Annotated in this window: 9 protein-coding genes and 1 tRNA gene; 3 read left to right on the forward strand and 7 right to left on the reverse strand. The window is 50.0% G+C overall.

The features are described 5' to 3' along the window. Window positions 1–173: 173 nt before the first annotated feature. The gene (locus tag L9G74_RS10540) at window positions 174–1,280 is read left to right on the forward strand and encodes a patatin-like phospholipase family protein (RefSeq protein WP_238896291.1); all 1,107 of its coding nucleotides are present in this window, start codon (window positions 174–176) and stop codon (window positions 1,278–1,280) included. A 48-nt stretch (window positions 1,281–1,328) separates the two neighbouring features. On the opposite strand, the gene L9G74_RS10545 is transcribed toward L9G74_RS10540, so the two are convergent. Continuing rightward, window positions 1,329–3,269: a monovalent cation:proton antiporter family protein gene (locus L9G74_RS10545; RefSeq protein WP_238896268.1), complete on the reverse strand. Its 1,941-nt coding sequence runs from the start codon at window positions 3,267–3,269 to the stop codon at window positions 1,329–1,331. Between the two features lie 165 nt (window positions 3,270–3,434). Between L9G74_RS10545 and L9G74_RS10550 the strand changes: the two genes are divergently transcribed. Continuing rightward, window positions 3,435–4,304, forward strand: a complete 870-nt coding sequence (locus tag L9G74_RS10550) for a GGDEF domain-containing protein (protein WP_238896269.1) — start codon at window positions 3,435–3,437, stop codon at window positions 4,302–4,304. Window positions 4,305–4,340: 36 nt separating this feature from the next. Here L9G74_RS10550 and sstT read toward each other — a convergent pair whose 3' ends face one another. The 5 genes from sstT to L9G74_RS10580 form a co-directional block, all read right to left on the reverse strand. Next, a complete protein-coding gene (gene sstT / locus L9G74_RS10555; protein ID WP_238896270.1) occupies window positions 4,341–5,564 on the reverse strand; it encodes a serine/threonine transporter SstT in 1,224 nt (407 codons plus the stop codon). Window positions 5,565–5,667: 103 nt separating this feature from the next. Continuing rightward, window positions 5,668–6,555 (reverse strand): chemotaxis protein, encoded by an 888-nt coding sequence (locus L9G74_RS10560; protein ID WP_238896271.1) that lies wholly within the window; start codon window positions 6,553–6,555, stop codon window positions 5,668–5,670. An 82-nt stretch (window positions 6,556–6,637) separates the two neighbouring features. Continuing rightward, window positions 6,638–7,072 carry a hypothetical protein gene (locus L9G74_RS10565; RefSeq protein WP_238896272.1) on the reverse strand — a complete coding sequence of 145 codons (435 nt, stop codon included), beginning with the start codon at window positions 7,070–7,072 and terminating at the stop codon, window positions 6,638–6,640. An 85-nt stretch (window positions 7,073–7,157) separates the two neighbouring features. Next, entirely contained in the window at window positions 7,158–7,691 is a 534-nt protein-coding gene (locus tag L9G74_RS22310; protein ID WP_275297349.1) for a methylated-DNA--[protein]-cysteine S-methyltransferase, read from the reverse strand. After that, window positions 7,681–9,180, reverse strand: coding sequence for an AlkA N-terminal domain-containing protein (locus L9G74_RS10580; protein WP_238896273.1), 1,500 nt, complete (start codon window positions 9,178–9,180; stop codon window positions 7,681–7,683). Before L9G74_RS10580 ends, L9G74_RS22310 begins: the two co-directional genes overlap by 11 nt. Before the next feature lie 178 nt (window positions 9,181–9,358). Here L9G74_RS10580 and L9G74_RS10585 point away from each other — a divergent pair, with 178 nt between their 5' ends. Beyond that, the gene (locus tag L9G74_RS10585; RefSeq protein ID WP_238896274.1) at window positions 9,359–11,200 is read left to right on the forward strand and encodes an ABC transporter ATP-binding protein; all 1,842 of its coding nucleotides are present in this window, start codon (window positions 9,359–9,361) and stop codon (window positions 11,198–11,200) included. Between the two features lie 187 nt (window positions 11,201–11,387). Here L9G74_RS10585 and L9G74_RS10590 read toward each other — a convergent pair. Further along, window positions 11,388–11,463, reverse strand: a tRNA-Glu gene (locus L9G74_RS10590).

Below are 11,463 nucleotides of genomic sequence, written 5' to 3' on the forward strand. Positions count from 1 at the left end.
TCAGCTCAAGCGCATTTTGCCCAACTCAAAGCAGGTAACGATTGCTCAAAATAGTCGCAATCGATAAGCTATGGGGCAGATTTTCCGCAGGTTTACACACGACTTGAGCAAACTTAGCTACTATTAATCTTAAGTCATAAAGTGAGGATTATCAGTTGGATAGCACAGCACTCATGTTAGGTGGCGGTGGCGCGCGAGCAGCTTATCAAGTCGGCGTGCTCAAAGCCTTAGTCCAGCATTATCCGCGCAATCATGCTATTCCATTCAATATCATTTGTGGCACCTCAGCCGGTGCCATTAATGGCACTGCCATGGCAACACACGCCTCTTGCTTTCACTTGGGCGTAAAAAAGCTGGAATGGATTTGGCGCCATATCGACACTGGTCGAGTGTACCAATCATCACTTGCACAAGTGTTAGCACAATTGGCAGGCATTTTTTTAAGAAGCTTACAAAGTGACCGAGCCAATACAACCGCCGGTAGTTTGCTCGACAATGATCCACTGCGGCAGTTATTGAATGAGCTGATCAACTTTGAGCGCATTGACCGTAATATTCAGCGCGGTCATCTCACCGCCTTAAGCATCGATACCTCGTGCTACAACAGCTCCCATTCGGTGAGTTTTTTCCAAGCCAGCGACGAGATTGCCAATTGGAAACGGGCACGTCGCAGCGGTGAACGTTGCCGCCTAAATACTGAACATCTGATGGCCAGCGCCGCCATTCCGTTAGTGTTTCCCTCGATAAAACTCGGTAAATGGTATTACGGTGATGGCTCGGTGCATCAGCTAGCGCCATTGTCTTGTCCCATCCATTTAGGCGCAAATAAGATTTTGGTGGTCAATTTGGAAAGCCCGCATAAACATCGACCCAAAGAGCTGGAGTACCACCCCAAGACTGCAACCGTGGCTGGTCATCTGCTGGATACCATCTTTTCCGACACGCTGAACAGCGATCTGGAGCGGCTAAAACGGGTGAACAGCACCTTGGCGTTGATCCCTAAAGAGGTACAACAATCCGCCTCACTGCGAGTAATTGAGACGTTAGTGATTAAGCCAAGCGAAGATTTGAGTGATTTGGCAAAACGTTACTATATGGATATGCCATTTGCGATTCGGCGCTTGTTAGGACTCATCGGCATCAACAGCCAATCTGAATCCAGTATTTTGTCTTATCTGTTATTTGAAAAGAGTTTTACTGGCGCACTGATCGACCTTGGCTATCGTGATGCACAAAAGCAGATGAGTGAGCTGGAGAACTTTTTTCAATTTCCACATTAGCGGTGGCTCCGCCTGATCGTTAAGATTCCCTTGAGGCAGTAACAAACGTCACGATTTGCCATGGATAAACCACAACTCTGCCAGAGCCAGATCTTCGGCAACGCCGCACAACAGCAATATATCGCCCGCTTGTAACATGGTATCTTGGCTGGCGTCATACTCCACATCACCACGACGCCACGATACCAGCTGCACCTTTAACGCCGCCCAAGGCACGGCTGATAGTGCGATGCCCAACGCCGCCGCATTCACCGCCAACGGCAACGCAAACAACTGCTCAAAACCTAGATCGTCCGCCGCGACAGCCACACTGCCGTGCAGATTGGGATAATGATTGCGGCGCTCATTTTCCAGTAACCGCAAGATTTTACTCAGTGGCACACCGGAGTGATGCAACACGTGCGACACCAACATCAAACTGCCTTCAAACACTTCAGGGATCACCTGATCGGCACCCGCGTGTTTTAACGCCGTCATTTGGCGGTCGTCGCTGGTGCGCACTAAAATCTTGCTCCGTGGTGCTAATTCTCTGCACAACGCCAACAATTGCTGAATGTGCGAATGTCGATGAAAGGTAATGATTATAATCGCGACGTCAGCAATACCTGCTTGTTGCAAAATCGCCGACTTACTCGCATCACCAAAGAACAACGGCTCGCCAGCGACGCGCCCTTGCGTTACTCGTGCTGGATCAGTATCTAACGCAACATAGTGAATCGCTTCAGCCTTAAGAAAACTGGCAATCAGCTGCCCTACACGCCCAAAGCCAAGCAGTAACACCTTCGCCCGCTCCGGCGGCAATATGGGCGTTGCCGCATCTTGTAAATCCTGCGCTCTTAAGACGGGACGGCGCTGACTGAGTAACTGCATCATCCACGGCGTTAATGCCATGGATAACACACCAGACAGCACCAGCAGATTGGCCCACTGTGGTGCCAAAAGCTGAGTGTTGACACCAACGCCAATGAGCACGAAGGAAAATTCGCCCATCTGCGCCAACGCCGCGGCAGTAGCAAGCGCTGTTGCAATACTCTCCCCGGCTGAACGCAATAGCATGATGATCAGTAAACTTTTGAGTAGTATCAGCCCGGCGGTCATCAGCAAAACTTGCCACCAAAAACCGAGCAGACTGCCCAGATCCAACAACATGCCAATAGAGATAAAGAACACCCCCATTAACAAGTCACGGAATGGTCGAATATCGGCCTCAATTTGCCGCCGATATTGGCTTTCACCTAACACCATACCAGCAAGAAAAGCCCCCAGTGCCATCGACAATCCCAACCAGTAAGTAGCCACGCCAGTGAGCAATGCCACCACCAAGGCACACAACACAAATAGCTCACTACTGCGAGCGCGGGCAACCTCATCAAATAACCGTGGCAACACCCACTTGCCAATGCCGAGCACCAGTACAAACGCCGCCACACCTTTCAGTAACGCCATGAGCAGTGCAGGTAAAAAGGCGCCGGGGGCCGCTGATCCCAGTAACGGGATAATAATCAACAACGGTACCACCGCAAGGTCTTGAAACAGCAGCACGCCGACCGCGAGTTCACCATGTCGATGCGATAACTGACCAGTATCGCTCAGCTGTTTTAGCACAATGGCGGTAGACGATAAGGCGACCGCAAAACCGAGCACTATGGTTTGCCGTAAATCATTAATGAATAGCAGGCCAATAACGGCAACCGTCAGCGCACACAACACCACCTGTAAGCTCCCCAAGCCAAACACAGTGCGCCTTTGTGACCACAATTTGCCGATGGAAAACTCCAAACCAAGGGTGAACATCAGTAACACGACGCCGAGTTCTGCAATGAGGTAAATGGATGATTGCGAGACCCAGTTAAACCCTGCCGGGCCACTGATCATTCCAGTAAAGAGATAAGCCAACAATGCGGGCACCCGCAGTCGACGTAACAAGACAATCGCCACGATGGCGATGAGCAACATCATCAACACTTGTGTGAGTAATTGATGGCCCAATATACGACTCCTTAAGTGACTACCGCATTTTTGTCAAAAAGGTGACACCGACGAAATAATGACGCTGACTAACCTGCACTATCGGCCACAATTCAAGGCATTAGCGTTATCGGCACGCATATTGCTTTATCGAGGCCACAATAGAGAGTTAACCGGAGTATCTTTATGGATTTTTTACCTACAGCCGAAGGATACGCTGATACCTACATCTGGCAGGACAAGCCGCTCAGCGCAGTTAAAATCGATCAACTGCATTTATTACAGAAATTACATGCGAGTTTAGACCCTAGGACAGTATTTGCCAGTTACGGCAAACAACTGCAGGCTGTTTTGCCGCTTTATGGAGTGCAACTGCATGATCAAGAGTTATCACTGCAATGGGGCCGACCTAAGGGCCAAAAACTGAGCCGCATACTGTCAATGGAGCATGGACCATGTCAGTTGGATTACTATGTGTCGGTATCTTTAAATCCAAGTGAGAGTCACATGCTCGATCAAGTGGAACCCTTACTGATACAACCTTTAAGTAACGCTAAAAAGCACCAAAAAATCGCCGAACAGGTGTTGTTGGACTCATTAACCAATCTCGGCAATCGTTTATGGTTTAATCAAGCATTAGCTCATAGCATCGCCCGCCATCGCCGTGGTCGTTCAGCCCTGAGCTTGTTGATATTAGATTTAGATAACTTCAAAAAACTGAATGACAGTAAAGGCCATCGTGAGGGTGATCGTGCACTGACACTGTTTGCCGATATCATTCGCAGCAGTATTCGTAGCACCGATCAGGCATTTCGCTTAGGCGGAGATGAATTTGTCATTATTGTGGAAGGTAATGATGAAGCGGCGCGTCATATCGCTGACCGAGTGCTGCAACAAGGAGCGCATCAGCTGTTCTTTAAGGAAAACCAACTGTCGTGCAGTATCGGCATAAGTTCACCGCCGCATAAGATCACCGCAGAACAACTGTTTGAGCAGGCCGATACCGCGTTGTATCAGGCAAAAACTAGCGGCCGTAACCGCTACTGTATCGCCTAGTGGCTGACAAGGTAGGAGCGATAAGCTCCTACCTCGCTATACCTCACCTTGCTGTTCTTCTGCAATACAGGCGGCTGCGGTAAATATCACATCCGTTGATGAGTTAAGCGCGGTTTCAGCGGAATCTTGCAACACGCCGATAATCATGCCTACCGCGACAACTTGCATTGCCAATTCATTGGTAATGCCAAACAAGCTACAGGCCAAGGGGATCAACAGCAGCGACCCACCTGCTACACCGGAAGCGCCACAAGCGGAAACAGCCGCCACGATACTCAGCAACAACGCCGTCGGCAGGTCAACGTTGTAACCTAAGGTGTTTACTGCCGCTAAGGTCAGCACGGTAATGGTAATCGCCGCGCCGCCCATATTGATGGTGGCACCGAGTGGAATCGATACTGAATAAGTATCTTCATGTAACTTCAAGCGCTCGCACAGCGCCATATTGACCGGAATATTTGCTGCACTTGAGCGGGTAAAGAATGCCGTTACGCCACTTTCCCGTAAGCACATCAACACCAGCGGATACGGATTACGGCGGATTTTATAGAACACCAATAGCGGATTGACCACCAGCGCCATAAACAACATGGTACAGATCAATACCGCCAACAGATGTAGATAACTCGCCATCGCATCGAACCCGGTACTGGCAATAGAAGCGGCCACTAAGCCAAAGATGCCAATCGGCGCGAGATGAATCACAAAGCGCACCATGTTAGATACGCCATGGCTCATATCCCAAAACACTTTTTTGGTGGCATCGCTACCGTGTTTTAACGTCAGCCCTAAACCGATGGCCCACACCAAGATACCGATGTAGTTGCCGTTCATCAGCGCCTTTATTGGGTTATCGACCATCTTAAATAACAGCGTATGTAACACTTCACCTATACCATCAGGCGGACTCATGGTTTGCTCAGTAGTTTGCAACACCAGTGTTGAAGGAAATAGAAAACTCACGCTGACCGCCGCCAACGCCGCAAAGAAGGTCCCTAGTAGATACAACATGATCACTGGTCGCAAATTGGTTTGAGTATTGCGTTTTTGATTAGCAATCGACGCGGCAACCAGCAAAAACACCAGAATAGGCGCGATAGCTTTTAACGCATCAACAAACAACTCACCTAAAAAGGCGATGTTCTGTGCCCAATCGGGAGCGTATAACGCTAATAGGATACCGGCGATGATGCCGAAAAGAATTTGTAGAACCAGACTCGTGCGAGCAATGCGCGTAACCCAAAGGGAAAGAAGCTTCATTATGTTGCCTATCGTTATTATCGTAATGGCGGGCGCCATGGAATAACGTTTTTATCGAAGAAGCCCGCTGATGTCCAGCATTGGCGGGCATTCCCGTTAAAAATTAGCCAGAAACTTTATTTGCACCACGTAACATGGCTTGAACCAACTCATGGGCATCAAACTTAGTTAGCGCTTCATTCGCCCCAACCTGATGTGCCTGCCCCACACTAATTTCGCTGGATAATGAGGTATGTAGAATGATGTAAGCCTTGTCTAAGGCAGGATTATCACGCACTTCAAACGCCAGTTCGTAGCCATCCAGCCCCGGCATTTCAATATCACTCACCAGCAGATTCACCGGTTTACCATCGAGCGCGCCCTGCTCCATGATCTCCAATGCTGTTTTGCCGTTAGAGGTCACATCATAAGTAATATTGAGCGAATTCAATGCATCCCCAAGCTGCTTACGCGCCACGCTGGAATCATCGACGAGCAAAATCCGCATGGTACGGAGTTTTTCACGCTGCACGTCAGTCACACTGACCAAGCTGGCTTGGTGATGCGGGAAGATTTTCGCCATTAACAACTCTAGGTCGAGTAACTGGATCAGTTGCTCGTTATAGCGTGTTACGCCGGTGAGCAAGGCATGATGCCCCACGGTATCTGGCGGCGATTCAATATCACGCCAGTTACATTCAATAATTTTATCGATACCGCGTACCAGAAAACCGATCACCATACGCTGGCAATCGGTGACGATGATATAGCTGTTTGTTAACTCTTCTTCGGCAATCGAGCGATAGCCAATAGCAGCCGCCATATCAATGACCGGAATGGTATGACCACGAAATGTCACCGTGCCTTTAATCGCAGCGTGGGATTTAGGTAAATGATTGAGCGGCTTATAGGGGATCAGCTCGCGGATCTTCAGTGTCCCCATAGCAAACATCTGCCGAGCAGACAGATGAAACAATAGTAATCCCTGAGACTGGTTCGCCTTGCTTTTCATAGACTTCTAGCTTAACAACCCTGAATAATTTGGCTAAGCATAACATAACTCGTGGTTATTCTGCCTCGCACGGATCTGAACTTTACGCTTGCAGTTGATAAAGTACATCATAGACGAATTGATCCCAACCATCTTCGATGAAACATTGCTCGCATGTCGCTCTAACGCGCGCGACGGCGTGCACTGGCGCTGCACCTTGTTGCATCAGATGATAGGCCAACCACACACCTAAAAGATTGTGCGATGGCGAAGCAATCAAGATGGGGGATTTATCAGTCGGAAGAGTAATAGCAGCGACCACTTCAGCAACGGGGGCGACGGCATCATCATTCAGCGCGGTAATCGCGGGGAATAGCACCACAGCACATTGGCCAACAACGGAGGCGGCTAAGGGGTCGGCATCATCGGTCAGCCAGACACAGTGACCAAATTTACCATCTTGTAGCTGTTTCCCTAGCTCGGATTGTGGCGCATCAGGCCAAATCGCTAAATCGTCCTCTAACCAAATCAAATTCATTCTGTTATACCGTAGCGTAAATAGCGGCGCATAAGATAACCGCAGCGGCCAACAAAAACCATGATAACTCGCATAAATCTGAACGTTAATGCTGCTCGATGTCGATAAGTTGTTGTTTCATGGTGAGTCCCCACGCATATCCTGTCAACGCGCCTTGTTTACCAATCACCCGATGGCACGGAATAATAATCGCAATACGATTCGCGCCGTTGGCCGCCCCCACCGCTCGGGCCGCCTTGGGATTGCCGATACGCTGTGCTAATTCACCATATGATGCCGTGGCGCCAAACGGAACTTCCAACAACTGTTGCCACACGAACTGCTGAAATACCGTGCCTGTTGGCGCTAACGGCACAGTGAACTGCTGGCGAGTTTGTGCAAAATACTCTTCAAGCTGCTGCTGGGCACGGCTAAGAATCGCGTTGGCAGCATGGATACTCTCATCAGCCAATGTTACTCGCCCCTGTTTATCAAGCATGGATTCGGTGGGCGCCAGCGGCCGTAGCGAACATAAGCCAAGTTCACTGGCCGTTAACCACAACTGCCCAACAGGTGATGCCATCGCTACGCTCGCAATCGCGCTCGGGTTATTGCCGCTAATCAGATAACTATGACTCATGAGTGCTCTCGTCGGTTGATGTATTTGCTACAGGCTCAACTGCGCTGCTAGCGGCTCGCCACAAGATAAAGGTAAGATAACTGCCCCACGGCGCCACCTGCGCGGCTAATGCAGCAATCGCTTTGCTGTCATCGAGACCACAAGCCACCAACTGTTTTTTTATCACTAAATCACTGGCCAGTAATACATCCGGCCAACCTTCGCCACGCAATTGTGCATAAGCCACCGTCCACGGGCCAATACCTTTGAGTGGCAACCACTCTTCTGCCTGACTCTGTGGTTGGGCGGCACAAAAGCGCGCCAAGTTATCGATAGTTTGCTGCCGAGCTTTGGGCATGGCTAACTGACAGGGTTGGCGCGCCAACTGCGCGGCAGTGGGAAAAAACAGCCGCTGCTGTCCAGCGAGTTCCTGCCACGTACCATGTTGCTGAACCAGTTGATTAAGCAATTTAATCGCTTGGGTAACACTCACTTGCTGACCGAGCACGGCGCGGATCCCCGCCTCAAAGCTACTTGCCACACCAGTAATGCGCGTACCAATATAGTGCTCCGCGATGTTGGCTAACTCAGGCACATGGCACAATGCTGCACTGATGCGATAAGGATCAGCATCTAAATCAAACATGCGCCGCAACAGTTTGACTAATTGCGGCAGCAAGCGCATATCCGCCCCCGTCGCTAACTGGATGGTAATGCGCAGTTGATGTTGCTCCGGCTCATCCACGGCAAAAATGGCTGCGTGCATTTGGCCTTGCGGCGTAGTTAACGACAACGTGCGGCCATAGCCCGTTTGTCCGTCTTGTTCAAACCATTCCATGCCCGCCACCGCACGCAGACGATAAAACGCCAGCATGGCTGCCCAGTCATACGGCGGCCGATAACTTTGCGTGAGTTGCAAGGTGCCAGAGTACGCTTCGCCAGCCCGGCGACGCAGTGATGAGGGGGACAGTTGCAGTTGTGCCTGAAACACCTCATTAAAACGTCGCACACTTTGAAAGCCGGCGGCAAACGCCACCTCGGTGATCGGCAACTGTGTTTGGTGCAACAACTGCTTGGCAAACATCACGCGGCAATAATTCACGTAAGCTATTGGTGTGGTGCCCATCTTGCTGGCGAATAATCGCCTCAGCCAACGGGAAGATATGCCAAGGCGAGCGCTAATAGCATCAATATTTAATGGTTGTTGGCTATCCAGCGCCGCTTGTTCAATCAAGCATAACGCGCGCTGCATGGTGGTATCGGTGCCAAGCCAAGGGTTAGAGCCTGGCGCACTTTCAGGGCGACAACGTAAACATGGGCGTAAGCCCGCCGCGGCCGCCGCACTGGCACTATCGAAGTAGCGCACGTTTTGCTCCTGCGGTGCCACCGCCGGGCAAATTGGCCGACAATAAATGCCAGTAGAGAGCACGCCAACAAAAAAGACCCCGTCAAAGCGCGCGTCGCGGCTCAGCCGTGCTTGGCGATATTGCTGATTAGCCAGCGTGTTCATGAATGAAGCTCATATCGGTAATTAGTTGCCAGCAGAGTAACCAACTCAATCAGCCACCACCAGCGGGATTCGGCACTGTACCTGCGAAAAATTAGCAGGCTTTATCCGGTAATTTGCGCTGAAAGCGGTAACAACATTGGTTATGCTTAGCGGGATATTTATTAATCTAGAGTTTTGCATGGTACACCGTTTACTCACGTTATTTGAATCTTGGACACAACCCCTGCCAGATATTGAGCCGAGCACGCCCCCTAAAGGTTTGTTAGCCTTCTGCCGCCATTACACCAAAGGTTTTGAAAAACCGCTGCTTATTATGTCGATACTGACAGCAACCTTAGCCGTATTGGAAGTATCGCTGTTCGGTTTTATGGGGCAATTAGTGGATTGGCTGGTAAGCAAGAATCCCGACACGCTACTATCGGAAGAAGGCGCGACCTTGATCGGCATGAGTCTGATGGTACTGGTGTTAATTCCATTGCTTACGCTGTTACATGCGTTGATTGTTTATCAAACGCTACTCGGCAACTACCCGATGGCTATTCGCTGGCTGGCGCATAAGTATCTGCTCAAACAAAGTATCTCATTTTATCAAAATGAGTTTGCTGGCCGCGTAGCCACCAAAGTAATGCAAACCTCACTAGCGGTGCGAGAAACGGTGATGAAACTGCTGGATGTATTGATGTACATTCTGGTGTATTTCACCTCGATGGTGGTGATGATGGCAAAAGCTGATTGGCGCTTAGTCATCCCCATGGCTAGCTGGCTGGTGATTTACATCGGCTTGCAATGGTATTTCATCCCGCGGTTAAAAAGTGTGGCGAGCGAACAAGCCGATGCCCGCTCAACCATGACGGGGCGCATTGTCGACAGTTACTCCAATATTTCCACCGTTAAGCTGTTTGCTCATACCCATCAAGAAGCCCAATACGCCCGCAGCAGCATGCGCGAATTTCTGACTACCGTACATAAGCAGATGCGCCTAGTCACCGGTATTAACGTCAGTGTGCAGGTACTTAACTACTTATTAGCCTTTGCGGTCGCAGCATTATCTATCTGGTTATGGATGGGCAGTGCCATCAGCGTTGGCGCCATCGCCATTGCCGTGAGCTTGGCATTAAGGCTCAATGGGATGTCACAGTGGATCATGTGGGAAATCAGCGCATTATTCGAAAACTTAGGCACAGTGTCTGACGGTATGAATACCCTATCGCAGCCCACGAATATCGAAGATACCGCCGATGCAAAACCGCTGGCTATCCCGCACGGTGGCATCCATTTCAATAACGTCAGTTTTGATTACGGCGAGAAAAATGGCGTACTGCAACAACTAGAACTCGACATTAAACCCGGGGAAAAGATTGGCCTCGTGGGTCGCTCCGGCGCGGGAAAATCTACGCTAGTGAATCTGTTGATGCGGTTTTACGATATCGAATACGGCGCGATTTTGATTGATGGCGAAGATATTCGCAGTGTTACGCAAGATTCGCTGCGCAGTAATATCGGCATGGTGACACAAGATACATCACTACTGCATCGCTCAATTAGGGAGAACATCCTTTACGGGCGGCCAGAGGCTACCGAAGCGGAAATGCTCGCAGCCATCAAAAAAGCGCAAGCTGATGAGTTTATTGAGCAACTTACGGATCCCCATGGCAATCGCGGTTTAGATGCACAAGTGGGTGAACGTGGAGTAAAACTCTCAGGTGGACAACGCCAACGTATCGCCATTGCGCGGGTATTACTTAAAGATGCACCGATCTTGGTGTTAGACGAGGCCACATCAGCGTTGGACTCCGAAGTAGAAGCCGCTATTCAAGAAAGCTTATATCAGCTAATGGAAGGCAAAACAGTTATCGCCATTGCCCATCGACTTTCCACTATTGCGGCAATGGATAGACTCATTGTGTTGGACCAAGGCAAGATTGTCGAGCAAGGCTCACACCAACAGTTGATCAGCCAAGGAGGAATTTATGCCCAACTTTGGCAGCGTCAAACGGGGGGCTTCTTGGGGTTAGATTAACCAGCCCTCTTTATTTATCCGCAAGCAGGCCTTGAGCCTGCTTTTTTACGCTGATAATAAATGTTAGCGGCCTCGGCTTACCGCTTACCGCTTACCGCTTACCGCTTACCGCTTACCGCTTACCGCTTACCGCTTACCAGCATTTTACAGGCATAAAAAAACCGCCTATAAGGCGGTTAATTTAATTTGGCATCCCCTAGGGGATTCGAACCCCTGTTACCGCCGTGAAAGGGCGGTGTCCTAGGCCTCTAGACGAAGGGGAC

Origin of the sequence: Shewanella electrica (assembly GCF_022321485.1) — a bacterium.
In the GTDB taxonomy this organism is placed as follows: Bacteria; Pseudomonadota; Gammaproteobacteria; order Enterobacterales; family Shewanellaceae; genus Shewanella; species Shewanella electrica.

Coding starts and splice junctions, on each gene's coding strand:
- L9G74_RS10540 (WP_238896291.1), top strand. CDS start 174: ATGTTAGGTGGCGGTGGCGCGCGAGCAGCTTATCAAGTCGGCGTGCTC.
- L9G74_RS10550 (WP_238896269.1), top strand. CDS start 3,435: ATGGATTTTTTACCTACAGCCGAAGGATACGCTGATACCTACATCTGG.
- sstT (WP_238896270.1), bottom strand. CDS start 5,564: ATGAAGCTTCTTTCCCTTTGGGTTACGCGCATTGCTCGCACGAGTCTG.
- L9G74_RS10560 (WP_238896271.1), bottom strand. CDS start 6,555: ATGAAAAGCAAGGCGAACCAGTCTCAGGGATTACTATTGTTTCATCTG.
- L9G74_RS10565 (WP_238896272.1), bottom strand. CDS start 7,072: ATGAATTTGATTTGGTTAGAGGACGATTTAGCGATTTGGCCTGATGCG.
- L9G74_RS22310 (WP_275297349.1), bottom strand. CDS start 7,691: ATGAGTCATAGTTATCTGATTAGCGGCAATAACCCGAGCGCGATTGCG.
- L9G74_RS10580 (WP_238896273.1), bottom strand. CDS start 9,180: ATGAACACGCTGGCTAATCAGCAATATCGCCAAGCACGGCTGAGCCGC.
- L9G74_RS10585 (WP_238896274.1), top strand. CDS start 9,359: ATGGTACACCGTTTACTCACGTTATTTGAATCTTGGACACAACCCCTG.